Here is a 24822-nt window from a genome sequence, read left to right on the forward strand (position 1 = left end):
GGTCGTCAGACGTCGCGGAGGACCTCGGTGACGAAGCGGGCCGAGCGCTCGCGCAGGCCCTGGATGCGCAGCTCGATGAAGAGGTCGCGCATCGCCTGGTCGTCGCCCATCTCGGTCCGCGTCGGGGTCCGGCGGACGTTCGCGGAGCAGAGGAACTCGGTGCAGATGAGCGTGCCGACGGTGTTGCCGCGGCGGCCGGCGGCGCCGGTGCGACGTGCGACGTAGAGGCTGACGTCCTCCGTGACGACGACGTCCTCGCACCACGCGCACACCGCGCGCTTGCGCGGGCCGCCGGTCTTCGCGTCGGACGAGCGCAGCAGGATGCCGGTGGGCTCGCCGTCGAGCGGGACCACGGCGTACGACGCGAGCGGCGCCTTGCGATCACGCCACCCGAGGTAGTCGAGACGCTCCCAGTCGAGGGTGTCGAGGTCGGGGAGCGTCGCCTGCGCTGCCTCGCGCTTGGAGGCGTTGACGAAGGACGAGCGGATCTGCTTCTCGGTCAGGGGGTTCATGGGTTCACGGCTTCCGGTGCGGTCGGGTGCCGACGGCGGTCGGGGCGTCGCGGGCGACCGGGCACGGCCGTGCGCGGTGCACGACGGCGCTCCAGGCCCGGGCGACACGAGTCACCGGCGGCGGAGTCGGCGGGTGAGGCCCGACGCCGGGACCGGCCACGGGAGCGGGAAGAGCTCAGGGGCGGGCGGGCGACGTGCGGGTCGACGCGCTGGCCGAGCAGGCCGACGCGGCCACCTCGCAGCCTGCGGTGACGCCGTGCATCCGCTGTCTCCTCGTCCCTGTGACGTTCCGGCGCGGACCGGTCACGGCCCGCGAGGTCGGTCTCAGATGGTTGACCGACCCAACCATGGTGCCCCAGCGATCGCGTCGAGTCCACCGACTTCCCCGCCGAACCACGGCGTGACGGTCACGAACGGCCGCCGCTGCCGCACGAACCGGGGCTCGGCGGGCGGATGCCGCACGACCCGGGTGCGGCGGGTGGGCTGCCGCACGACCCGGGGTTCGGGCACGCGGACCCGGGGAACCGTCACCCGGCGGCGGAGCCGGCCACCGCGTCGCCGAGCTGCACGACGACGATCCGGTGACCGTCGGGGTCCTCGACGTGCGCGAACCGGTCACCCGTCTCGTCGTCGCTGCCGGGCCCGACGGTCGGCTCGACCCCGACGGACGAGAGCCGCGCGAGCTGCGCGTCGAGGTCGTCCACGTACAGCACGAGGTTCGGGAGGCCGAAGCGCACGAGCGGGGACGCGCCGTCGGGCAGCGGGACGAGCCACAGGCCGGGCTCGTCGACGCGGCCCGGGCCGACGTGGAGCAGGGGGAAGCCCTCGGTCTCGCCCCGGAACAGCGTCCCGAAGCCGAACCCGCCGGCCCAGAACGCGGCGCTCGCGTCGAGGTCCCGGCACAGCAGGACGGTGCGGCCGATCGTCGTCGTCATGCCGGGGAGCCTAGCCACGCCGACGTCGGCACGCGTGCCTGGTGAGGACGACCGGCATACCGTGGGACGACACCGGTCCGGGTACGGTGGAGCGCTGTCTGGAAGGTCGGTGATCGAGCCCGACCTCCACGAGACCTCAGAAGGAGTCACCGACATGACCACGAGCAGCGAGCAGGCGGCACGCAGCCCTCTTCCGACCGGCACCGAGGGCCGTGACATCCCCGGACACGCCGGCGCGTTCGCACGGTTCGTCGTCTCGCTCGTCCTGTTCGTCGGCGGCATCGTCCTCATGGGCGCCGGGATGTCCCGTCCCGACGACGGGGTGTGGCTGTTCGTCGGCGGCATCGCCGCGTGCACCATCGCCTTCATGTGGCCGATGACGGTCACGGGCAAGACCGAGCGCTGACGGCCGCCCTGCCTCTCGCCGAAGTAGAACGACAGGTCGCGAGGTAGAACCTCACGGGTTCTACCTCGCGACCTGCGGTACTACTTCGCGACCTGCGGTACTACCTCGCGGACTGCGGTACTACCTCGCTACCTGAGTACTACTTCGCGGACTCGGCGAGCGTCGCCCGGACCGCCTTCGCCGCCTCGACGAGGTGCTCGAGCGACGGGACCGTCTCCTCGTAGCGGCGCGTCTTGAGGCCGCAGTCGGGGTTGACCCACACGACCTTCGGGTCGATCGCCTTCACCGCGAGCTCGAGCAGCTCGGTGACCTCCTCGGTCGCCGGCACCCGCGGGCTGTGGATGTCGTAGACGCCCGGCCCGATGCCGCGGTGGTAGCCGGCCTCGGCGAGCTCCGGCACGATCTCCATGCGGGAGCGCGCCGCCTCGACCGACGTGACGTCGGCGTCGAGCCCGTCGATCGCACCGATGACCTCGCCGAACTCCGAGTAGCACAGGTGCGTGTGGATCTGCGTCGCCGGCTCCACGCCCGACGTCGCGAGGCGGAAGGACCGCACCGACCAGTCGAGGTACGCCGCCTGGTCGGCGCGACGAAGCGGCAGGAGCTCGCGCAGCGCGGGCTCGTCGACCTGGACGACCCCGATGCCCGCCGCCTCGAGGTCGGCGATCTCGTCGCGCAGCGCGAGCCCGACCTGGTTCGCGGTGTCGCCGAGCGGCTGGTCGTCGCGCACGAACGACCACGCGAGGATCGTCACCGGGCCGGTCAGCATGCCCTTGACCGGCTTCTCGGTGAGCGACGCGGTGTACGCGGACCACTCGACCGTGATCGGCGCCGGGCGCTGCACGTCGCCCCACAGCAGCGGCGGCCGGACACAGCGCGAGCCGTACGACTGCACCCAGCCGTTCGCGGTGACGGCGAAACCGTCCAGGTGCTCCGCGAAGTACTGGACCATGTCGTTGCGCTCCGGCTCGCCGTGCACGAGCACGTCGAGGCCGAGCTCCTCCTGCAGCCCGACGACGCGCGCGATCTCGTCACGCATGGCCGACGTGTAGTCGGCGTCCGACAGCTCGCCCTTCGTCCACAGCGCGCGGGCACGGCGGATCTCCGGGGTCTGCGGGAACGACCCGATGGTCGTGGTGGGCAGGGGCGGCAGGTCGAGGCGCTCCTGCTGCGCGGCCGCCCGCTCCGCGTACGGTCCGCGCGCGAAGTCCCCGTCGGTCAGCGCGGCGGCACGCTCGCGGACGGCGGGGACGACGACGCCGCTCGCCCCGGCCCGCGACGCGACGGCTGCGCTCGACGCGGCGAGGGCGTCGGCCACCGCCTCTCGTCCGTCCGTGAGCGCGCGGGCGAGCGTTGCGACCTCGCCGACCTTCTGGTCGGCGAACGCGAGCCAGTCGCGCAGGCGCGGGTCGAGCGTCGTCCCGGTGGCGGCACCCGGCTCGGCGAACGTCTCGTCCTCGACGTCGTGCGGCACGTGCAGGAGCGACGTCGACGTCCCGACCGCGAGAGCGCCCGCGCCGAGATGACCCGCGGCGTCGAGCAGACCCAGCTTCGCCGCGAGGTCCGCCCGCCAGATGTTGTGCCCGTCGACGGCACCCGCGACGAGCGTCTTCGTCGAGAGCCCGGGGATCGTCCCGTCCGGGGCGGATCCCACCGGGACCGCACCCTTGACGAGGTCGACGGCGATCGCGTCGACGTCGGTCCCGGCGAGGAGGGCGAGACCGTCGCGGGCCGTGCCGTGGGATCCCGACGCCGCGGCCTGCAGCCCGCCGAACGGTGCCGCGACGAGGATCGCGGGCCGCGAGCTGCTCGCCGAACCCGGGGTTGTGGCGCCCTCAGCGGCCTGATCGCCGTGCAGACCGGGGTTCGGCACCGTGCCGGGAGGCGTCACGACCGTGAGGTCCGACGCGAGGGCGCGGTACGCGGACTCCACGGCCGCCGCCAGCTCGGCGAACGACACGTCGACGTTGTCCGTCACGAGGATCGGCTCGTCGAGCTGGACCCACGGCGCGCCCGCCGCAGCGAGCGCGCGCAGCAGGTCGGCGTAGGCGGCGACGACGTCGTCCAGGCGGTCGAGCGGCGAGTACCCGGCGGGGGCGTCGTCGGCGGCCTTCGACAGCGCGAGGAACGTCACGGGCCCGACGACGACCGGCCGGGTCACGACCCCGGCCTCCTTGGCCTCGACGAACTGGCGCACGACGTGGTCGTCGACGAACCGGATCGGGGTGTCCGGACCGATCTCGGGCACGAGGTAGTGGTAGTTCGTGTCGAACCACTTGGTCATCTCGAGGGGTGCCCGCGAGTCCTGGCCGCCGGTGCCGCGAGCGACCGCGAAGTACCCCGCGAGGTCGAGCCGGCCCTCGGCGTCGGTGAGCCCGGCGAACCGGGACGGCACGGCGCCGAGCGTCGCGACGACGTCGAGCACCTGGTCGTAGAAGGAGAACGAGCCGGGGACGGACGCGTCGTCGGCGCCGAGGCCGAGGTCGACGAGACGCCGCACGGTCGCGAGCCGCAGCTCGCGCGCCGTGGCCTCGAGCTCGTCCGCGCTCGTGCGCCCGGCCCAGAACGCCTCGACGGCCTTCTTGAGCTCGCGGCGGCGCCCGATGCGCGGGTAGCCGAGGACGGTACCGGCGGGGAAGTCGACCGGAAGGTGGGTAGGGGAGGGTACGGAAGTGGCCATGTCGATACCTCTAGCTGGTCCGGGAGGACCGGTCAGACGGGCTAGCCGTGCGTGGCGGCGCTCGTCGTGGGCAGGGAGGTGCCGGAGACCCACGGCCCGCTGGCCAGGTCCGGGACGCCCGGGAGGTCGACGACGGCCGAGCCGTCGTCGCCGTCGCTCCCGTGCGTCCCGCCGCCGAGGTGGACACCCTCGAGCAGGTCAAGTGCGGCGTGGTGCTTGTTGAACGTGTACACGTGCAGGCCCGGCGCACCGGCGTCGAGGACGCGCTGCGCGAGGTCGACCGAGTACGCGATCCCGTAGGCGTGCTGCGCCTCCGGGTCGGGGAGGGCGTCGAGCGCGTCCAGCAGGTGCTGGGGAGCGGGGACGCCCGTGAGCTCCTCGACGCGACGGAGCCTGCGCGGCTCCGTCGTGGGCAGCAGCCCGGCGAGGATGGGGATCGTCACGCCGGCCGCGCGGGCCTCCGCGACGAAGTCGGTGTACGACGACGCGTCGTAGAACAGCTGGGTGATCGCGAAGCTCGCGCCCGCCTGCTGCTTCTGCACGAGGCGCTGCACCTCCTGCGTGCGCGTGGTGCCGGCGGCGCGGTTCCCGTCCACGAACGTCGCGACGGCGATCGTCAGCGGTCGGGCCGCGCCGCGCAGCGCGAGCGACGGGTTCGCCGCGCAGCGGGAGGCCTCGACCTCGCGCAGGAGCGCGACGAGCTCGATGCTCGACCCCACGCCGTCGGGCGAGGGACGCCAGTCCGGCTGGTCCTTGGGCGGGTCGCCGCGCAGCGCGAGGAAGCTGCGGACGCCCGCGTCGAGGAAGTCGGTGATGACGTCCTGCACGTGCTCGCGCGACGCACCCACGCACGTGAGGTGCGCGATCGCGTGCACGGGCGTGCCCTGGAGGAGCCGGCCGATGACGTCGAGCGACGTCTGCCGGTCGTTGCCCGCCGCGCCGTACGTCACGGACAGGAAGTCCGGCTGCGTCGCGACGAGCCGGCGCGCGGTCTCCCAGAACTTCGGCGCGGCGTCCGGGCGCCGGGGCGGCATGAGCTCGAACGAGATCGTGGGGCTCGCCGCCTCGGCGTGGGCGCGCCGGACGGCGTCGGCGACGCTCACGGCGCGACCTCGCGCGGGGGCTGCGCGGCCGGGCGCGCCGACGTGCGGACGGGAGCGCTCGCCGTCGGGCACGGAAGGCCCGGACGGTGCGCGAAGGATGCCTCGTTGACCATAGTCACTCCATCGACCCTGGCGTTAGCACCTTTGTCCTCGGGAGGCTTCCGTCGGCGGGTTGCTGCGGTGTCGTCGAGCCAGGACTCTCGACCGCTCTGGATGGTTCACCCGATCCTAAGCGCTATCCGCCATGCGGTCGAGGGCGCTCGTCAGGTGAGACGCGCCGTCGGCTAGCGTGAGCCCGTCGCGACACCTGCCCACGGAGGACCATGAAGACGACCGCAGCGCTGTTCTCCCGGCAGGAACGGCTCACCAGGGCGCTGGCGAAGGAGCTCGCTGCCCCCCAGGCTCCAGGGTGGGAGAGCATCTCCTTCTGGGCCAACGTCGTGGACGACCGGGTGCAGTCGTCGGTCTCTCTCCTGCGCGAAGGGACGCCAGACGCGGTCGGACCCCCGACGCCCAGGTTCTGGGAGCTGCTCGACACGTTGCGCGCCGTCATGGCCCGCCGCGGCCGGGGCACGTGGTTCGGGATGTCTCTCAGCGTCCCGGCCAAGGGCCGCGCGACGGCGACCTTCGACGGCGACCGCGAGCCGCTGATCGTGCCCCCGCCCTCCTACGAGAACTTCGGAAGGGACGAGGCGCGGTTCCCGCGCGACGTCGAGCACCGTCCCGCGTGGTTGCGCGAGCGGCTCTCCTGGGCGGCGTTGACGCCGGCGCAGCTCGAGCGCGCCGAGCTGGGGCGCTCGCACATGGAGGTGCCGATCTACGGCGGTACGCGGCAGCTGTTCCCCGTGTCCGTCGTGCCTGACGACGTCGTCGTGGTCACCGACTCGTGGACCGGGGCCCGGGCGTTCGTCGCCGCGGACGGGACGGTCCGCGTCGTCGAGGGCGAGCAGAGGACGCGCCCGAGCCCCGGGCCGCAGCCTCCCGCGCCGCCCCGTGGAAGCTGGCCCGGCGACGCGACGTGAGCCGACCGGCCGCCTCAGGAAGCGCGCGCGGTGGACGCCCCCGGACGGCGCGGTCGTTCCGGGACGTGCAGCCGGCGCAGGATCCGGTCGGCCCGCAGCGGGGGACCGCGGCGGTCGAGCCGCGACACGACGACGACCGTCGCCGTCGCGAGCGGGATCGTCCACGCCGCAGGCTGGGCGAGGAGCGCCCGCACCCACCCCGGCACGTCGCCGTCCGCGCCCGACGGCGACACCCCGTAGCCGGTGACGACCGCCGAGGACGCGAGCAGCGCCGTCGCGCACAGGACCGCACCCACGACCATCCCCGCGACCGCGCCGCGCGCCGTGAGGCCTCGCCACCACACGCCGAGCAGGATCACGGGGGACAGCGCCGACGCGGCGAACACGAACACGGTCCCGACGCTCGTGACGAGGCCCTGGGGGATGGTGAGCAGCGCGACGGCGAGCGGGACGACCGTGCACGCGACCGCGGACCAGCGGAACGAGCGCACGGTGCCGCCGAACAGGTCCTGGCTGACGACCCCCGCGAGCGCCACGACGAGCCCGGACGACGTCCCGAGGAACGCCGCGAACGCGCCCGCGACGACGAGCGCCGCGAGCAGCTCGCCGCCGACTCCCGGCACGAGGCGCGTCGGCAGGGTGAGCACCACGGTGTCGGCGAGACCGGGTTCGGCGAGGTCCGGTGCGACGACCCGGGCGACGAGTCCCAAGGTGCTCGACACCATGTAGAACACGCTGATCATGACGATGACGACGACGGTCGTGCGCCGCGCGGACCCGCCGTCGGGGCTCGTGTAGAAGCGGACGAGCACGTGGGGGAGGCCGATCGTGCCGAGCAGCAGGGCGAGGAGGAGCGACGTCGTCGCGTAGACGTCGGAACCGGCCGGGCCCTGCGCGTGGGGGAACACGACGGCGGGGTCGTGCGCGGGCGCGTCGGCGAGCGGGCCGGCGTCGGCGCCGAGCGCGAGGAGCAGGAACACGACGGGCACGGCGAGGGCCGTGAGCTTGACCCAGTACTGGAACGCCTGGACGTACGTGATGGACCGCATGCCGCCCGCCGCGACGACGGCGCACACGACGACCGCGACGCCCACCGACCCGACCCACGGCGGGACGGGGGCGACGGCGGCGATGACGAGAGCCGCGCCGTGGAGCTGCGGCACGACGTACAGCCACCCGATGACGAGCACGAGGACGCTCGTGACGCGCCGCGCGGTCACGGAGTCGAGCCGGGCCTGGACGAAGTCGGGGATCGTGTAGGCGCCGCTGCGGCGCAGCGGTCCCGCGACGAAGAGCAGCACGAGCAGGTAGCCCGCGGCGTACCCGACGGGGAACCAGAACGCCTCGGAGCCCGCGAGCAGCGCGAGCCCGGACAGCCCGAGGAACGTCCCGGCCGACAGGTACTCGCCGCTGATCGCCGACGCGTTCCACACCGGTCGCACCGTCCGCGACGCGACGAAGAAGTCGCTCGTCGTGCGCGAGATGCGCAGCCCGTAGACGCCGATGAGGACCGTCGCGAGCAGGAGCAGCCCGACGGCGACGAGCGGCAGCGCGGTGCTCACGCGTCCTCCGCGGTCTGTTCGCCGGGTGCGTCGTCCGGCTCGGCGAGCGCCCGGAAACGCCTCTCGTTGCGCGCCGCGGCGACGGCGAACACGACCGCGAACGCGACGATCACGGGGTAGAAGCCGTACGCGTGGACCAGCCAGGGGAGCGGCACGCCGGCGACGACGACCTCGTCGAGCGCGCTCGTGGTCGTGACGAGCAGGGCGAGCAGGAGCACGGCCACGAGGAACGTCCCGGCGCACGCGAGGGCGAGCCGCAGCTGGGCGCGTGCGAGGCTGCGGGCGTAGACGGTGACGTCGTCACCCGCCTCCACGGCGCGGGGCGGCCGGGCCGTGGTGCCCGACGGCGCGGGGTCGGGCAGGAGGGCCGGAGCGCCGGGGCCGGCGGGCGGAGCGGGGTCGGTCGAGCGGACGCGCACGCGACGCGCGCGTCCCTCGTCGAGCGGGTCGCTCACGACGGTCGCCGCCGGGGGCGCAGGAACGCGTCGCGCACCGCGGGGAGCATGCGCCGGCTCACGGGCACCTCCTGTCCCGCGACGACGAGCACGGGCCGCGGCCCGCCGAACCGCGCCGCGGTGACGGCGCCGCGCTGCACGAGGTACGAGCGGTGGACGCGCAGGAAGCCGGCCTCCGCCCAGCGCTCCTCGAGGTCGGTGATCGGCTCGCGCACGAGGTAGGAGTCGGCGTCCGTGACGAGGCGGGAGTAGTCGCCCTGCGCCTGGACCCAGCGCACCGCGCTGCGCCGCACGACCCGGGTCGTCTGGCCGACGGTCACCGCGAGGGCCTCGTCGTCAGGGGTGGTGTCGCCGGCCGGGGGCCGCTCGCCGGCGTCCCCGGGTGGGCGGCGCCCGTCGTCGTCCGCGGGCGGCCGGTCCGACGACGGCTCGGCGGGCGGCGCCGGGCGGCCGGCCTCGACCCGGGCGACGACGCGCTCGACGGCCCGCGCCAGGCGCTCGCGCCGCACGGGCTTGAGCACGTAGTCGACGACCTCGAGGTCGAACGCCTCGAGCGCGCGGGCCTCGTCCGCCGTGACGAGCACGACGGCGGGCCGGTGCACGAAGCGTGACAGCGCCCGCGCGAGGTCGAGCCCGCTGAGGCCGGGCATGTGGATGTCGAGGAACGCGGCGTCGAGCCGTTCCTCGGCGAGGACGCGCAGGGCCTCCGAGCCGGTGGACGCCGTGCGCACGGACCGGACGTGCGGGTCGCGCCCGAGCATGGCGGCGAGCTCGTCGAGCACGGGCCGCTCGTCGTCGGCGACGAGGACGTCGAGCGTCGGCCCGCCCGTCGTGCCCGGGTTCGTCCCGCGGTCCGTCGCGCCGGGGCCCGTCGTCCCGGGTGTCGTCACGGGCGGGCCTCGGTCTCGTGCAGGGGCTGCGAGAGGGGGATGCGCATCCGCACCATGGTGCCGGACCCGGGCGCCGTCTCGATCTCCAGGGCGTGGTCGTCGCCGTAGAGCTGGCGCACGCGCGTGTCGACGTTGCGCAGCCCGACGTGTCCCGCGCGGTCGCCGACGAGCACGGCGTGCAGCGTCGCGGGGTCCGTGCCGACGCCGTCGTCCTCGACCGTGATCTCGGTCTGCGTCCCCTCCGCGCGGGCGGTGATGACGATGGTGCCGCCCTCCTCGCGCGGCTCGAGCCCGTGCCGCACCGCGTTCTCGACGAGCGGTTGGACCGACAGGAACGGGATCGTCGTGGCCAGCACCTCGGGGGCGATCCGCAGCGTCACGGTGAGGCGCTCGCCGAAGCGCGCCCGCTCGAGCTCGACGTACGAGTGGATGCTGCGCAGCTCGTCGGCGAGCGTCGTGAAGTCGCCGCGGTCGCGGAACGAGTAGCGCGTGAAGTCGGCGAAGTCGAGCACGAGGTCGCGGGCCCGCTCGGGGTCGGTGCTGATGAACGCCGCGATCGCGCCGAGCGCGTTGTAGACGAAGTGCGGGCTGATCTGCGCGCGCAGCGCCCGTAGCTCGGCCTCGGCGAGCGCGGTGCGCGACGCCTCGAGCTCGCCGAGCTCGAGCTGGGCCGCGCACCACTGCGCGACCTCCTCCGTGGCACGCACGAGCGGCGGTCGCACGCGGTCGGCGAACGCGACGACGGCACCGACGACCGCGTCGCCCGCGACGACCGGCGCCCCCACGGCCTCGCGCTGCGCGTACGTGCCGACGTCGACCGTGCCCGACGGCGCGTCGCGCGCCGGGCGGTCGTCCCGCCCCTCGGAGACCTGGCGCCGTCCGGTCGAGACGACCTGCTCGGCGAGGCGCCTCGCGTCGGGCACGAGGTGCGACGGCCCGTCGAGGGCGAGGACCCCGTCGCGCGTGACGATCGCGAGCGCGTCGCACCCCAGGAGGGTCCGCAGCGACCGCGCGGCGCGGCGGACGTCGTCGCCGTCGAGCCCGTCGCGCAGGTGGGTCGCGGCGCGCGAGGCGAGGTGGAGCGTGCGGAAGGTGGCCTGCTCGGAGTCGCTCCCGAGCTCGCGCGTGCCGCGCGCGAACCGGAGCGCGAGGACGAGGCCCGCGGTGATGAGGACCCCGACGACGAGGCCGGCGGCGACGCCGGCGAGCACGGGCCCGGTCATGCAGCGATCGTAACGAGGCTCGACCGTGGGCCGGGGTCAGCAGCAGCGCGAGCCCGGGTTGGCGTCCTGCTCGGCGTGGCGCGCGCGCCAGAACTCGCCCTCGCTGACGACGTCGCACCCCGGGTGCGCGGCGCGCTGGTGCGCGACGTAGGTGGGGTACGCGTCGTCGCCCATGACCTGCCGGACGTACCAGCGGACGGCGGCCGCGGCGTCGTGCACCCGCCGGCCCGCGGTGCGGAGCCCCGCCACGACGGTCGCGCGGACCGTCGTGGCGGAGCCCTGCGGGTCCTGTCGCACCGTCACCGGTGCCCCGTCGCGACAGGACGCTTCTCGGCCGGCAGTGCCGACCACTCCTTCTCGAGGGACTTCTCCGCCGGGCTGGCGACGAGCCCCGAGGGCGCGAACCGGCGCGACGGGACCGCCGGGTCCTCGTGGTTCTCGCCGCCGCCGGCGCGCAGCGCCTTCACGGTCGTGACGACCGAGGCGATCATGACGACGATCGCGAGGACCACGAACACGATCGACAGGGTGCCCTGGACGAAGGTGTTGCGGACGACGGCCTCCATCGCCTCGACCGATCCCGCCGTGCCGAACGACGTCTCGCCGGCGTCGAGCGCGTCCTGGAACGCGTTGTGCTGCGCCCAGTACCCGACCGCGGGGACCGGCGAGAAGATCTTCTCGAACGACGCCGTGATCGTCACGACCGCGGTGAACGCGAGCGGCAGCGCGATGATCCACAGCCACCGGAAGTAGCTGCGGCCGCGCTTGGTGACGATCGCCAGCACGACGGCGAGCGCGATGGCGGCGAGGAGCTGGTTGGCGATGCCGAACAGCGGGAAGAACGTGTTGATGCCGCCGAGCGGGTCGGTCACGCCGAGGTACAGGATCGACCCCCATCCGGCGACCATGATCGCGGTGCACAGCCAGACCCCTGGCCGCCACGTGACCTCGCGGAACTTCGGCGCGACGTTGCCGATCGTGTCCTGGAGCATGAACCGCGCGACCCGCGTGCCGGCGTCGACGGCGGTGAGGATGAACAGCGCCTCGAACATGATCGCGAAGTGGTACCAGAAGCCCATCATCGCGGTGCCGCCCACGAGCTGCTGCATGATCGTCGCGAGGCCGAGCGCGAGCGTCGGGGCGCCGCCGGTGCGGGACACGATGGACGGCTCGCCGACGGCCTGCGCGGTCGAGGTCAGCATGTCGGGCGTGAGGTTCACGCCCATGAGCCCGAGGCCGTTGACGAACGCGACCGCGCCCTCCACCGTGCCGCCGGTCGCGGCGGCCGAGGAGTTCATCGCGAAGTAGATGCCGCGGTCGATGGAGATGGCCGCGACGAGCGCCATGATCGCGACGAACGACTCCATGAGCATGCCGCCGTAGCCGATGAAGCGCGTCTGGCGCTCCTTCTCGACGAGCTTCGGGGTCGTGCCGGACGCGATGAGCGCGTGGAACCCGGACAGCGCCCCGCACGCGATCGTGACGAAGAGGAACGGGAACAGCGACCCGGAGACCACCGGGCCGGTCTCGCCGCTCGCGAACTCGCTGATCGCGGGGACCGTGATCTCGGGCCGCACGACGATCACCGCGACCGCGAGGACGACGATGACGCCGATCTTCATGAACGTCGACAGGTAGTCGCGCGGCGCGAGGAGGAGCCACACGGGCAGCACGGCCGCGACGAAGCCGTAGACGATGACGCCCATCGCGATCGTCGTGCGGTCGAGGTGGAACATCTCCGCGCCCCACGCGGTGTCCGCGACCCAGCCGCCGCCGATGATCGCGGCCATGAGGAGCACGAAGCCGATGATCGAGACCTCGGTGATGCGGCCCGGACGGAGGTAGCGCAGGTAGACGCCCATGAACAGCGCGATGGGGATCGTCATGGAGACGCTGAACACGCCCCACGGGCTCTCGCCGAGCGCGTTGACGACCACGAGCGCGAGGATCGCGACGATGATGATCATGATGAGCAGGGACGCGACGATCGCGGCCGTGCCGCCCACGCGACCGAGCTCCTGGCGCGCCATCTGGCCGATGGTCCGGCCGCCGCGGCGCATGGAGAAGAACAGGACGAGGTAGTCCTGCACCGCGCCCGCGAGCACCACGCCGACGATGATCCAGATCGTCCCGGGCAGGTAGCCCATCTGCGCGGCGAGCACCGGCCCGACGAGCGGCCCGGCACCGGCGATCGCGGCGAAGTGGTGGCCGTAGAGCACGCGGCGGTCCGTCGGGACGTAGTCCTTGCCGTCCTCGCGGACCTCGGCGGGCGTCGCACGGCGGTCGTCGGGTCGCGTGATGTACCGCTCGATGACCTTCGAGTAGAAGCGGTACGCGATGAAGTAGGTGCACACCGCGGCGAACACGAACCAGATCGCGTTGACCGTCTCGCCGCGCACCACGGCGAGCATCACCCACGCGATCCCGCCGAGCAGCGCGACCGCGGACCAGACCGCGATCCGCGTCGGGGTCCAGCGCGGGGCGAGGTCGTCCTCGGGGACGGCGGTCGGGGGGAGCGCGGGATCGGGGACGATCTCCGGCTCGGGGGCCGCGGGTCCTTCCGCGGTCCGGGTGGACGATGACACAGGAGCCTCCCAGGGCGTCGCGTCGTTGCGTTCGACACGAGCAGGCTAGAGACGCAGGTCACACCGTGACGTGCCCGCCGGGACCGGCGGTCCAGGGGTGCGACGAACGGTGGTCGGCGTGCGACGAGCGGTGCGTCGCTGCTGCCGTCGACGCCCGGCCGCGCGACGATGGCGACGTGGAGGACGACCGTGCGGTGGACGGAGACCGTGCCGTGGACGGAGACCGTGCCGTGGACGACGACCGTGCCGTGGACGACGGCCGGACCCCGACGCTCGACGCGCCGCCCGTCCGGCTCCGCGCCTGGCGGCCCGACGACGCGCACGTCGTCGTCGAGGCGTCGCAGGACCCGCTGATCCCGCTCGTGACCACGGTCCCTCGCACTGCGGACCCCTGCGCGGTGGACGCGTACGTCGCGAGGCAGCGCCGGCGGCTGGCCGACGGGGTCGGCTACTCGTTCGTCGTCGCGACGGCCGACGACGACCACGCCGTCGGGCAGCTCTCCGTCCTGCTCCGCGACGCCGACCACGGTCGGGTCAGCATCGGGTACTGGGTCGCGGCGAGCCGCCGACGGCGGGGCTACGCGGGAGCGGCGCTGCGGGTCGCTGCGGACTGGGCGCTGGGCCTGCCGGGCATCCAGCGCGCGGACCTCTTCGTCGAGCCGTGGAACGAGGGCTCGTGGCGCGCCGCGGAGCGCGCCGGCTTCGTCCGGGAAGGGCTGCTGCGGGGGTGGCAGCGCGTCGGCGGGGTACGTCGCGACATGTTCGTCTACGGGCGCCTGATCGACTGAGCACGTCTCGGGTCGTCGCCGGGCGGGTGGGCGGTCCCGGCGATAGGTTCGTGCCGTCCCCCTGTGACGGAGGTCTCGACCCGTGCACCATCGCTCGTCCCCGGCGGCCCGTGCCCCCCACCCCCTCGCCACGGTCGGCGCCGCGCTCCTCGCGCTCGCCCTCGTCCTGGCGCTCGCGATCCCCGCGGCGCTCACCGCCGCGGCGCAGACCGGCACGGGCACGCTCTCTCTCTTCAAGCGCATCGAGAACCTCGACACGGGCTCCTCCGAGGGGCGCCGCGAGCTGTGGACGATGCACGCGCAGAACGTCGCCACGGGGGAGGTCATCGAGGGCGACGGGCTCAACGGCGTGCAGTCGCTCCAGGTGCCCGCCGGGACGTACCGGATCTGGGAGAGCGGCGGCGTCGCGGGCTACCGGTTCCAGGACTGGAACTGCGGCGGTGAGGACATCTTCGACCCGACGCCGGAGATCGTCGTCCCCGCGGGCGGCACGCTCACGTGCACGGTGGACAACGAGGCGATCTACCCGACGCTGACGCTGGTCAAGGACGTCGTCGGCGGTACTGCAGCACCCGAGGACTGGACGCTGCGCGCGCAGGGGCCGTCGTCGATCGGCGGGCCGTCCGGCTCCGACGAGGTGACGAACCAGGAGGTCCGGATCGGGCAGTACACGCTGTCCGAGGAGGGCGGACCGGACGGCTACCGCGACGACGGGTGGTCGTGCGAGGGCGCGGAGGTCGACGGGTCGACCGTGACGATCGACCTGGCCGACTCGGTGACGTGCACCGTGACGAACGTCGGGCCGGTGACGCCGACGGTCCCGACCCTGACCCTCGTCAAGGAGGTCGTCGGCGGGCCGGCCACGGCCGCGGAGTGGGACCTCACGGCGACGGGTCCGTCGACGCTCACGGGCGCGACGCGCGACCCGACGGTGACGGCGGTCGAGGTGGAGCCGGGGTCGTACGCGCTCACCGAGGACGGGCCCGCCGGGTACGACGGCGCGTGGTCGTGCAGCGGTGCGGCGTCCGGCGACGGGTCCGGCGGCTCCGTGACCGTCGCCGAGGGCGAGGACGTGGTGTGCACGGCCACGAACACGTGGACGGGTGCGACGCTCACCCTCACGAAGCTCCTCGAGGGCGAGATCTTCGCGCAGCCCGAGCACTGGACGCTCACCGCGACCGGGGGGCCCGACCCGGATGATCCTGTGTCGGTGAGCGGCCCGTCCGGGTCGGACGCCGTGACGGACGCCTTCCTCCCCGCGGGGGACTACACCCTCGCCGAGGACGGGTGGAGCGGCTTCGAGGCCGGCCCGTGGGAGTGCACCGGTGCCCCGGTGACGGGCGACGTCGTGAGCATCGGCGCGGGCGCCGACGTCGCGTGCACGATCACGAACACCCCGCTGCCGTCGCTCCTCACGCTCGTCAAGGTGGTCGACGGCGGTCCCGCCGCGCCCGAGGACTGGACCCTCTCGGCCACGGGGCCGCAGGCGGACGGCGAGCCCGGGACGATCTCGGGACCGTCGGGCAGCGTGGCGGTGACGCAGGTCGACGTGGGCGAGGGCGTGCACACGCTGGCCGAGTCGGGCGGGCCGCCGGGCTACGAGCCCGAGGGCTGGGTGTGCGAGGGCGGCCTGCTGCAGGAGGGGTCGAGCGTCGTGATCGGGCCCGACGAGGACGTCGTGTGCACGGTGACGAACACCTACGTCGAGTCCACGCTCACGCTGGTCAAGGTGGTGGTCGGGGGCTCCGCGGACCCCGCGGCGTGGACGCTCAGCGCGACGGACGCCTCCGGCGAGACCGTGGCCGAGGGCGCCGCGGGCAGCACGGACGTCACGTCCGTCCCGCTCCCTCCAGGGAGCTACGACCTCGCGGAGTCCGGCGGCTACGGCGGCTACGTGTCGGAGGGGTGGACCTGCGGACCCACGCCGGTCGACGGTTCGACGGTCACGCTCGGCCCGGGGGACGACGTCACGTGCGTGGTCACGAACCGCGCGGAGCTGCCGCACCTCACGCTCGTCAAGGAGCTCGACGACCGCGGGTACACCGGCGACGCCGAGCCGACGGACTGGACCCTCACCGCCCTCGGTGGCGGGACGTCGATCTCGGGGGTGACGGGCAGCCCGGAGGTCTCCCACGTCGCCGTCGCGCCGGGCCGGTACGTCCTCGGCGAGACCGGCGGCCCCGACGGGTGGACGGCGCTGCGCTGGGTGTGCGACGCCGCGCGCGTGGTCCAGTCCCCGGGCGAGGACGGCGCCCTGCTCTCGACCGTCGTGGTGGAGCCGGGCGACGACGTCACCTGCACCGTCACGAACCACTGGCTCGCGGGCACGCTGACCTTGCACAAGCAGGTGGTCGACGACGTGGTCCCGCTCAGCGACTGGGAGCTCACGGCGTCGGGACCGACGCCGATCTCGGGCTTCGACGGCAGCCGGGACGTGGCACTCGTGCCCGTCGCGGAGGGGACGTACGACCTCTCGGAGTCGGGCAGCGGGTGGGACTACACCGAGCAGGGCTGGGTCTGCGACGGCGGCGAGCTGGTCGACGAGGACACCGTCCAGGTCGACGACGGCGCCGAGGTCACGTGCACGGTGACGAACACGGTGCTCGACCCGCCGACGCCGTCCCCCACGCCGACCCCCACCCCGACGGACCCGACCGTGCCGCCCACGGACGGGCCGACGGACGTCCCGACGGGCGGCCCGGACGACACGCCGAGCGGCGACGCGGACGGCGGCGACCAGATGGCCGCGACGGGCTCCGACGTGGGCGCGCTGCTCGCGGTAGCCCTCGCGGCGCTGCTCGTCGGCGGCGTCCTGCTCGGGCTGCGACGCCGCGTCGGCTGAGCCCCTCCGCGGCCGTTCGCGCGGCGTCGTGCCTGCTGAGCCGTCCGCCGCGCGCGGCCCGACGGCGCGGGCTACTGTCCTGCCGTGGCCGACGACGAGGCGGGCAAGAGCGGTAGGTCCTTCCGGGAGACCGTGACGGTGATCCTTCTCTCCGTCACGGCCGTCCTCACGGCCTGGAGCGGCTTCGAGGCGAGCAAGTGGGGCGGCGAGATGTCGATCGCGTTCTCGCGCGCCTCGACGCAGCGCATCGAGGCGTCCACGGAGCGGACCCGCTCGGAGGCTGCGCGCGCGATCGACCTCCAGGTGTTCAGCCTGTACCTGGAGGGCGTCGCGAACGAGAACGACGAGCTCGAGAGCTTCGCGCGCGACCGCTTCACGCCTCACTTCGAGCCGGCGTTCGAGGAGTGGCTGGCCTCGCGCCCGCTGCAGAACCCCGACGCCGCCCTGAGCCCGTTCGCGCTCGACGCGTACGTCCCGCCCGGCGAGGTCGAGGCCGTCGAGGCGGACGCCCGGGCCGACGAGTACTTCGACCAGGCGCTCACGAACAACCAGCGCGGCGACGACTACACGCTCGTGACCGTCCTCTTCGCGCTCGTGCTGTTCTTCGGCGCGTTCGCGGGACGGTTCCGCTCGGAGCGCGCGTCGTGGGGCATGGTCGGCGCGGGCGGCGTCCTCTTCCTCGTCGGCGTCGGGCTGCTCCTGAGCTTCCCGAAGATCGTCTGACCGCCATCGGTCGACCGGAGCGCCGCCGGTCATCGACGACCGTCCCCACCCGGGCTCAGGCGTCGCCGGGTGCCGGGACGCCCGTGAGGCGACGGACCGCGTCGAGGACGTCCGCGTCGTCGTGCGGCTCGGTGTCGAGCGCGCGGTGGATGGTCATGCCCTCGACGAACGCGTCGAGGGCGCGGCACGTCGTGGGGTCGAAGTGGCGTCCGAGCGCCTCGCGGCTGCGGCGCATCCAGTCGTTCGTCAGGGTGCGGAAGGCGGGGTCGCGCGCCGCGAGCGTGTAGAGCTCGTGGCTCAGCACGAGGTCGCGCTGCGTGGCGAAGACGTCGTGCGTGACCAGCAGCGTCACCGCCCGGACCGCCTCCTCGGGCGTCCGGGCCTCGACCATGCGGCGCTCGAACTGTGCCGCCGCCTCGCGCGCGAAGCGGCCGAACGCCTCGCGCAGCAGCTCGTCCATCCCGGCGAAGTGGTACGTCATCGACCCGAGCGGCACGTCGGCGGCGGCCGCGACGCGGCGGTGCGACGTCCCCGCGACGCCCACCTCGGCGAGCACGTCGAGGCACGCGTCGACGATGCGGTCGCGGCGCCCCGGGTCGTGGCGGCGGGCGCGGCTCGTCGGCCGGGCTGCGGCCTCCCCGGGAGCCACGTCAGACCTCGCGGGCCACGCGCGCCGGGTTGCCGACGGCCACGACGTTCGCGGGCAGGTCGCGCGTCACGACGGCGCCGGCCCCGACGACCGTGTTCTCCCCGATGGTCACGCCCGGGCACACGATCACGCCACCGCCGAGCCACACGTTGTCGCCGATCGTGATCGGCCGCGCCGCCTCGAGCTTGTCGCGCCGGGGCTGCGGCTCGACGGGGTGCGTCGGGGTGAGCAGCTGGACGTCCGGGCCGATCTGGCAGTCCTCGCCGATCGTGATCGCGGCGACGTCGAGCGCCGTGAGGTTCGCGTTGACGAACGTGCGCGCGCCCACGTGGAGGTTCTCGCCGTAGTCGACGACGAGCGGCGGCCGGATCCACGCGCCGTCGCCGAGGGTGCCCAGGAGGTCGGCGAGGATCGCCCGGGACGACCCGTCGTCCGCCACGACGGCCCGGTGGTACTCGTCGGAGAGGCGGATCGCGCGCTTCGCGAGGCGCTCGTTCTCCGGGTCGTCCGCGATGTACAGGTCGCCCGCGAGCATGCGCTCGCGGTTCGTCCGGGGGTCGCCGGCGAAGTGGTCGGTCGTCATGGGGTGGCCTCCTCGGGCTCGGTGGCGTGCAGGTCGTGGCGGTCCGTGCGAGGCGGTCCCTCGGCGGCCGGGGGCGGGGCGGTCTGGCGACGGCGGCCCGTGAGGACTCCGCTGAGGAGCACGACGACGACGCCCGCGGCCGGGAGCACGAGCAGCCCGGTACGCAGGCTCGACGCGTCCGCGACCAGCCCGACCAGCGGTGGCGACAGCAGGAACCCGAGCCGCATGAGCCACGACACGAGGGTGAGCCCGGTGCCCGGGCGCAGGCCGGGGACCTCGTCCGCCTGCTGCATCGCGGCGGGCACGAGCGTCGCGGTGCCGAACCCCGCCGCGGCGAACCCGGCGATCGTGCCGGGCACGGAGGGGAACGCGAGCGCGAGGCCGGCGCCGACAGCGATGAGCGCTCCGCCGAACCGCGCGACGCCACGCTGGCCCCACCGGTCCACCATGCGGTCCCCGACGAGGCGCCCGACGAACTGCGCGCCGACCAGCGCGACGAACCCGAAGGCCGCGAGCTCCGCCGTGGCGCCGAGCGCCGGACTCGAGAGGTAGACGGCCGCCCACGTGCTGCCCGCGTCCTCGACGAGCGCTCCGGCGATCGCGACGAGCACGAGCGCGGCGAGCAGGCCCACGGTGCGCACGGTGACCCGCCGCCGGCCCGGGAGGAGGTCGCCCGCCCCGCGCGTCGGTGTGGCGTCCGGACCCGTGACGTCCCGGTCGGGGGCGGCGCCGACGGCTGCCGCGTCGTCGAGCCCCGTGTCCGGGCCGGGCAGGCACCAGCGCCGCGCGAGCAGCGCCACCGCCGAGAAGAGCAGCCCGGTGATCGCCAGGTGCACCCCGAGCGGGAGGCGCAGCGCGATCGCGGCGGCCGCCATGAGGCCGCCGGTCACGGCGCCGACCGACCAGACCGCGTGGAACCCGTTGATGATCGACCGGCGGTAGCGGCGTTGGACGCGCAGGCCGTGCGCGTTCTGGGCGACGTCGGTGAACGCGTCCATCGCGCCGCCGACGAAGAGCGCCGCGACGAGCAGGGGGAACACGGGTGCGGATCCCGCGAGGAAGACGCCGATCCCCGTGAGGACGGTGCCCGCCACCGCGACACGCGCCGAGCCGAACCGTCGCAGGAGGGGAGCGGCCAGCAGGCCGGCCGCGATCGCTCCGGCGGGGAACGCGGCGACGGCGGCGCCGTAGCCCGCGTTGCTGAGGTCGAGCGCGTCCTTGATCTCCGGGTACCGGGGCACGAGGTTGGCGAACAGCGCACCGTTGGTGAAGAACAGCAGCGCGACGGCGACGCGCGCACGGCGGTCGACCGTCGCGACCGCGGCGGAGGACGACGACATGCGTACGATCGTACACATGATGCCTGGGTCACCCGGCCCCCGAACCCGGGGTTGCCGGGCGTTCCGGGGTCCGGACGGCGCACGACCCCGGGTTCGGCACGATCTCCGGTGGGCGATCCGGCGTCCGCGCCGCGGGCCCCCTAGGCTCGGGGCATGGACCTCGAGGAACGCCTGGCCGTCTTCATCGACTACGAGAACCTCGCGCTCGGCGCGCGTGAGCACCTGGGCGGGATGTCCTTCGACTTCGGGCCGATCGCCGACGCCCTCGCGGTACGGGGCCGCGTCGTCGTGCGGCGCGCCTACGCGGACTGGTCGTACTTCGACGAGGACCGGCGCTCGCTGACCCGGCACCAGGTCGAGCTCATCGAGATGCCGCAGCGCATGGGGGCGTCGCGCAAGAACGCGGCCGACATCAAGATGGTCGTCGACGCGATCGAGATGGCGTTCGAGCGCGACTACATCTCCACGTTCGTCATGTGCACCGGCGACTCCGACTTCTCCCCGCTCGTCCACAAGCTGCGCGAGCTGAACAAGCGCGTCATCGGCGTCGGGGTCGAGAAGTCGACGTCGCGCCTCCTGCCGCCCGCGTGCGACGAGTTCTTGTTCTACGACCGCCTCGAGGGCGTCGACGTGCCCGACGAGCCGGAGGAGCGCTCGACGTCGCGCCGCGGTTCTGGCCGGTCCGCGGGCGGGGCGAGCGGCTCGGGAGGCAGCGGCGCGCGCGGCCGGAGGCGCGCGACGTCGGGCACGGAGAAGGCGGCGAAGCCGGAGCGGACGCGCGAGGAGTCCGCGCGCGCCGCGGCGGCCGCGCTCGTGGGCACGGACCTGGCGGGGGCACCGGCCGAGGAGACCGCGCCCGTGGCGGGCGACGGCGCGCCGGAGGGTGCGGACGAGGCGACCGTGCCGACGACGGTCCCGGCCGGCGCGGACCCGGTCGCTCCGGACGAGCCGGCCGACGCGGCCGACGACGACGCGCCCGCGGGCGAGGACCTGCCCATGGAGGTGCGCGTCGCGCAGACCCTCGCGGACCTGGCGTCGTCGACGGGTGGCGCCGTGACGGCGTCGGTCCTCAAGCGGACGCTCCTGCGCAAGGACCCGACGTTCAGCGAGGCCGACTACGGTTTCCGCACGTTCGGCGAGTTCCTGCGGTTCCTCGCCGACCGCGGGTTCGTCGAGCTCGCGACGGGTCCGGCCACGGGAGACCCGGAGGTGTCCCTGCCCGCGCAGGGTGACACGGACGCGACCTTCGAGCTCCTGCGCTCGGTCGTGCAGGAGGAGGGCGGGTCCGCGGCGCTGTCCGGGCTGAAGAACGCCATCCGCAAGAAGCGGCCGGACTTCAGCGAGAAGGCGCTCGGCTACCGCGGGTTCCTGCAGTTCTGCAAGGCGGCGCAGGCGGCGGGCGCCGTGACGCTCGCGTGGGACGACGACGCCGACGACTACCTCGTCACGGTGGCCTGACCGGACCGCTCACACCGTCTCGACGACGCCGTCCTGCGGCCCGTCCGTCCGTCGGTCGGCTGCCAGGGCGGCGTCGTCGCGGTCACGTCCGAGCCTGCTCGCCACCATCGGCAGGATGATCACGGAGAGCACCCCGGCTCCCACGAGCGCGGTGCCGGTCCGTGAGCTCATCGCACCGTCGTCCACGGCGAGCTCGGTGAGCGCGACGAGGACGGGCAGCGCCGTCGCCGAGTAGAGCGCCGTCTGCACGCGCTCGCGCGCGGGCAGGTCCCGACGGAAGAAGAAGAGCACCGGGCCGCCACGGACGAGGAGCATCAGGACCAGCAGGAGGACCGGCAGGGCCGGCGCGGCGACGATCGAGTCGACGTCGAGGCCCATGCCGGAGCTGACGAAGAACACGGGGATGAAGATGCCCCACGCGACGACGTCGAGCTTCTCCTCGAGCCGTCGCACGTCACCGGGGGCCCACCGCCGCAGGACCATGCCGCCGACGAACGCCCCGAGCACCGCGTCGAAGCCCATCGCCGCCGCGGTCGCGAGGAGGGAGACCAGCAGCAGCACGGTCAGGCGCAGCGTGCTCTGCCCGGTGCCGTGCTCCGACGCCTCGAGGAGGCGCAGGCCCGCGGGCGCGTGGACCCGCGCCGGGAGCGCCGAGAGGCCGATCGCGACGGCCCCGAAGAGCACGAGCAGGACGGCGGCGGCCCCCGTCTGGCGCGTGCCGAGGAGCAGGGCCATGGCGACGATCGGAGCGAGCTCGCCCACCGCGCCGTTGACGAGCACGGTCCGTCCCAGGCGCGTGCCGAGCCGGCCCGCGTCGCGCAGGATCGGCAGCACGATCCCGAGCGCCGTCGTCGTCAGGGCGATCGCGCCCGCGGCGAGCGCGTGGACCGTGTCGTGCTCGAGGAGGAGGAAGGCGACCAGCGCGCCGAGCAGGAGCGAGGTCAGCCACGCGCCGCCGGCCCGGCGGCCCTCGCGCTCGCGCAGCACGCTGGGCTCCAGCTCGTACCCGGCGAGGAGGAAGAGGAACCCCATGCCGAGGTCCGAGAGCAGGACCACGTCGTCGGGACCGGCGACGTCGAGCAGCTCGGGACCGATGACGACGCCCCCGAGCAGCAGGAGCACCACCTGGGGGAGCCGGGCGCGCGTTGGCATCAGCCCCGAGAGCAGCGGCGCCAGGAGCGCGACGACGAACACGGGGACGAGCGGCGCGTACTCGTTCACGGCGACTCCCTGGGCGGCGGACGGCGGCACCAGCATGGCGCACCGGCCCGCAGGGCGCGCGGGCGGAGCGCGCGGGTGGGCCGCGCTCCGTGGTTGACCTCGCGCCCCGACGGGTCCTACCGTCCAGAGGAGCCGCGGCGCACCGCCGCCGGCCCCTGGATCGGCAGACAGGACCACTGAGCCGGCGCACCGAGGCGCCGGACGTGCGCCACCGGTGACGCGACGACCAGCCACCAGGAGTCCTCATGACCCGTCTCTGGATCCGTGACCCGCTCGGCGTCTTCACCGCCGACGACACCCCCGCCGCCCCCGACGCGCGCGGCGGGATCGTCGTCGAGGAGGGCGTCGTCGCGGAGCTCGTCCCGGCGGGCGGAGCACCCGCGACGCCCGTCGACGAGACGTTCGACGCGTCGCAGCACGTGCTCACGCCCGGCCTCATCAACACGCACCACCACTTCTACCAGACCCTCACGCGCGCCTGGGGGCCCGTCGCCGACGCCCCGCTGTTCCCGTGGCTCCAGCGCCTCTACCCGGTGTGGGCGCGCCTCACGCCGCGCGACCACGAGCTCGCCACGACCGTCGCGCTCGCCGAGCTGCTCCTGTCCGGCTGCACGACGGCGGCCGACCACCACTACGTGTTCCCCGACGGCCTCGACGACGCGATCGACATCCAGGTCGAGGCCGTCCGGCGCCTCGGGATGCGCGCGACCCTCACGCGCGGGTCGATGACCCTCGGCGAGGACGACGGCGGCCTCCCGCCGCAGTCCGTCGTGCAGACCCTCGACGTGATCCTCGAGGACTCCCGCCGCCTCGTCGAGACGTACCACGAGCGCGGCGCCGGGGCCCAGGTCCAGATCGCGCTCGCCCCGTGCTCGCCGTTCTCCGTGACGACCGAGGCCATGCGCGAGAGCGCCGCGCTCGCCGAGGCGCTCGACGTGCGCCTGCACACCCACCTCGCCGAGACGATCGACGAGGAGGACTTCTGCCGCGAGCGCTTCGGGCTGCGCACCGTCGACTACCTCGAGTCGGTCGGCTGGCTGACCGACCGCGCGTGGCTCGGTCACGGCATCCACTTCGACGACGACGAGGTGCGCCGCCTCGGAGCGGCCGGGACCGGCGTGGCGCACTGCCCGACGTCGAACATGCGCCTCGCGTCCGGCATCGCGCGGGCCGTGGAGCTCGAGGACGCGGGCGCGCCCGTCGGGCTCGGCGTGGACGGATCGGCGTCGAACGACGCCTCGACGATGATCCTCGAGGCCCGCCAGGCGCTCTACCTGCAGCGGCTCAAGTACGGCGCGGACATCCCCGTGACGCGCGCGCTCGGCTGGGGGACGCGCGGGTCCGCACGCGTCCTCGGCCGCGACGACGTCGGCGTGCTCGCCGTGGGCAAGCAGGCCGACCTCGCGCTGTGGCGCCTCGACGAGCTGCGGTTCTCCGGGACGCACGACCCCGTCGCCGCGCTCCTGCTGTGCGGCGCGGACCGGGCGGACCGCGTCATGGTGGGAGGAGAGTGGCGCGTCGTCGACGGCGCGATCCCCCGGCTGGACCTGGGCGCTCTGATCGCCGAGCACTCGGCTGCCGCGCGCCGGCTCGTCGCGGGGTGAGCCCAGGGCTTCGTGGGGGTCGAGCGCCGTGGGGGGCCGGGCGGGGGCCTGCGTGGGGCGGCGGCGGGCCTACCATCCGCGGCCTCGTCCCTCGGCCGCTCCCGCCAGGCCCACCACGACCCGCCGCCGCCCCACTCCGGCCCCCGCCCTCCGCCGGCTCCCACCTTTGCGTCGCCGCAGGCCACGGACGAGTTGGTGGCGGAGACTTGACACACGTCACAGTTGGGGTTCGAATGGTGGA

21 protein-coding genes and 1 riboswitch are annotated in these 24822 nt (G+C 74.2%); of the genes, 7 read left to right on the plus strand and 14 right to left on the minus strand.

All coding sequences use genetic code 11. The features are described 5' to 3' along the window. Nucleotides 1–5 precede the first annotated feature (5 nt). Nucleotides 6–512, minus strand: a complete 507-nt coding sequence (locus ACZCLJ_RS14155; RefSeq protein ID WP_251152793.1) for an FBP domain-containing protein — start codon at nt 510–512, stop codon at nt 6–8. A gap of 527 nt (nt 513–1039) precedes the next feature. Beyond that, a complete protein-coding gene (locus ACZCLJ_RS14160; RefSeq protein ID WP_251152792.1) occupies nt 1040–1447 on the minus strand; it encodes a VOC family protein in 408 nt (135 codons plus the stop codon). Nucleotides 1448–1601: 154 nt separating this feature from the next. Between ACZCLJ_RS14160 and ACZCLJ_RS14165 the strand changes: the two genes are divergently transcribed. Next, on the plus strand, nt 1602–1853 hold the full coding sequence (locus ACZCLJ_RS14165) for a hypothetical protein (RefSeq protein WP_251152791.1): 252 nt from the start codon (nt 1602–1604) through the stop codon (nt 1851–1853). Nucleotides 1854–1992: 139 nt separating this feature from the next. Here ACZCLJ_RS14165 and metE read toward each other — a convergent pair whose 3' ends face one another. Continuing rightward, a complete protein-coding gene (gene metE, locus ACZCLJ_RS14170; protein ID WP_463104172.1) occupies nt 1993–4533 on the minus strand; it encodes a 5-methyltetrahydropteroyltriglutamate--homocysteine S-methyltransferase in 2541 nt (846 codons plus the stop codon). Between the two features lie 41 nt (nt 4534–4574). Then, nucleotides 4575–5636 carry a methylenetetrahydrofolate reductase gene (locus ACZCLJ_RS14175; RefSeq protein ID WP_463104173.1) on the minus strand — a complete coding sequence of 354 codons (1062 nt, stop codon included), beginning with the start codon at nt 5634–5636 and terminating at the stop codon, nt 4575–4577. A 117-nt stretch (nt 5637–5753) separates the two neighbouring features. Next, nucleotides 5754–5856: riboswitch (SAM riboswitch) on the minus strand. 103 nt (nt 5857–5959) lie between these two features. Here ACZCLJ_RS14175 and ACZCLJ_RS14180 point away from each other — a divergent pair. Then, nucleotides 5960–6658: a hypothetical protein gene (locus ACZCLJ_RS14180; RefSeq protein ID WP_463104174.1), complete on the plus strand. Its 699-nt coding sequence runs from the start codon at nt 5960–5962 to the stop codon at nt 6656–6658. Nucleotides 6659–6672: 14 nt separating this feature from the next. On the opposite strand, the gene ACZCLJ_RS14185 is transcribed toward ACZCLJ_RS14180, so the two are convergent. From ACZCLJ_RS14185 to ACZCLJ_RS14210, 6 genes are read right to left on the minus strand one after another with little or no spacing between them, the layout of a single operon-like run. Beyond that, on the minus strand, nt 6673–8220 hold the full coding sequence (locus tag ACZCLJ_RS14185) for a sodium/solute symporter (protein WP_251152788.1): 1548 nt from the start codon (nt 8218–8220) through the stop codon (nt 6673–6675). Beyond that, nucleotides 8217–8675: a heavy metal transporter gene (locus ACZCLJ_RS14190; protein WP_463104175.1), complete on the minus strand. Its 459-nt coding sequence runs from the start codon at nt 8673–8675 to the stop codon at nt 8217–8219. The genes ACZCLJ_RS14185 and ACZCLJ_RS14190 overlap by 4 nt, the downstream gene beginning before the upstream one ends. Beyond that, on the minus strand, nt 8672–9565 hold the full coding sequence (locus ACZCLJ_RS14195; RefSeq protein ID WP_463104176.1) for a LytR/AlgR family response regulator transcription factor: 894 nt from the start codon (nt 9563–9565) through the stop codon (nt 8672–8674). The genes ACZCLJ_RS14190 and ACZCLJ_RS14195 overlap by 4 nt, the downstream gene beginning before the upstream one ends. Beyond that, nucleotides 9562–10788, minus strand: a complete 1227-nt coding sequence (locus ACZCLJ_RS14200) for a sensor histidine kinase (protein ID WP_251152786.1) — start codon at nt 10786–10788, stop codon at nt 9562–9564. Before ACZCLJ_RS14200 ends, ACZCLJ_RS14195 begins: the two co-directional genes overlap by 4 nt. A 36-nt stretch (nt 10789–10824) precedes the next feature. Further along, nucleotides 10825–11091 carry a YbdD/YjiX family protein gene (locus ACZCLJ_RS14205; RefSeq protein WP_463104177.1) on the minus strand — a complete coding sequence of 89 codons (267 nt, stop codon included), beginning with the start codon at nt 11089–11091 and terminating at the stop codon, nt 10825–10827. After that, a complete protein-coding gene (locus ACZCLJ_RS14210) occupies nt 11088–13373 on the minus strand; it encodes a carbon starvation CstA family protein (RefSeq protein WP_463104178.1) in 2286 nt (761 codons plus the stop codon). Before ACZCLJ_RS14210 ends, ACZCLJ_RS14205 begins: the two co-directional genes overlap by 4 nt. 176 nt (nt 13374–13549) lie before the next feature. Here ACZCLJ_RS14210 and ACZCLJ_RS14215 point away from each other — a divergent pair, with 176 nt between their 5' ends. From ACZCLJ_RS14215 to ACZCLJ_RS14225, 3 genes are all read left to right on the plus strand, one after another. Next, nucleotides 13550–14161 carry a GNAT family N-acetyltransferase gene (locus tag ACZCLJ_RS14215; protein WP_463104179.1) on the plus strand — a complete coding sequence of 204 codons (612 nt, stop codon included), beginning with the start codon at nt 13550–13552 and terminating at the stop codon, nt 14159–14161. Between the two features lie 82 nt (nt 14162–14243). Next, nucleotides 14244–17003, plus strand: coding sequence for a hypothetical protein (locus tag ACZCLJ_RS14220; protein WP_463104180.1), 2760 nt, complete (start codon nt 14244–14246; stop codon nt 17001–17003). Nucleotides 17004–17087: 84 nt separating this feature from the next. Next, complete coding sequence (locus ACZCLJ_RS14225) at nt 17088–17726, plus strand: hypothetical protein (protein WP_251152783.1); 639 nt, start codon at nt 17088–17090, stop codon at nt 17724–17726. Nucleotides 17727–17781: 55 nt separating this feature from the next. Here the strand turns inward: ACZCLJ_RS14225 and ACZCLJ_RS14230 are convergent, their stop codons facing one another. From ACZCLJ_RS14230 to ACZCLJ_RS14240, 3 genes are read right to left on the minus strand one after another with little or no spacing between them, the layout of a single operon-like run. Further along, nucleotides 17782–18375, minus strand: a complete 594-nt coding sequence (locus ACZCLJ_RS14230) for a TetR/AcrR family transcriptional regulator (protein WP_463104181.1) — start codon at nt 18373–18375, stop codon at nt 17782–17784. Between the two features lies 1 nt (nt 18376). Then, nucleotides 18377–18958 (minus strand): sugar O-acetyltransferase, encoded by a 582-nt coding sequence (locus ACZCLJ_RS14235; RefSeq protein WP_463104182.1) that lies wholly within the window; start codon nt 18956–18958, stop codon nt 18377–18379. Next, entirely contained in the window at nt 18955–20298 is a 1344-nt protein-coding gene (locus tag ACZCLJ_RS14240) for an MFS transporter (protein WP_463104183.1), read from the minus strand. The genes ACZCLJ_RS14235 and ACZCLJ_RS14240 overlap by 4 nt, the downstream gene beginning before the upstream one ends. A gap of 153 nt (nt 20299–20451) precedes the next feature. On the opposite strand from ACZCLJ_RS14240, the gene ACZCLJ_RS14245 reads away from it, so the two are divergent. Next, nucleotides 20452–21756, plus strand: a complete 1305-nt coding sequence (locus tag ACZCLJ_RS14245; RefSeq protein ID WP_463104184.1) for an NYN domain-containing protein — start codon at nt 20452–20454, stop codon at nt 21754–21756. A gap of 9 nt (nt 21757–21765) precedes the next feature. On the opposite strand, the gene ACZCLJ_RS14250 is transcribed toward ACZCLJ_RS14245, so the two are convergent. Then, nucleotides 21766–22977, minus strand: coding sequence for a cation:proton antiporter (locus tag ACZCLJ_RS14250; protein ID WP_463104185.1), 1212 nt, complete (start codon nt 22975–22977; stop codon nt 21766–21768). Between the two features lie 245 nt (nt 22978–23222). Between ACZCLJ_RS14250 and ACZCLJ_RS14255 the strand changes: the two genes are divergently transcribed. Further along, nucleotides 23223–24581, plus strand: coding sequence for an 8-oxoguanine deaminase (locus ACZCLJ_RS14255; protein WP_463104186.1), 1359 nt, complete (start codon nt 23223–23225; stop codon nt 24579–24581). Nucleotides 24582–24822: the final 241 nt, after the last annotated feature.

Source organism: Cellulosimicrobium sp. So1_17 (assembly GCF_055181235.1).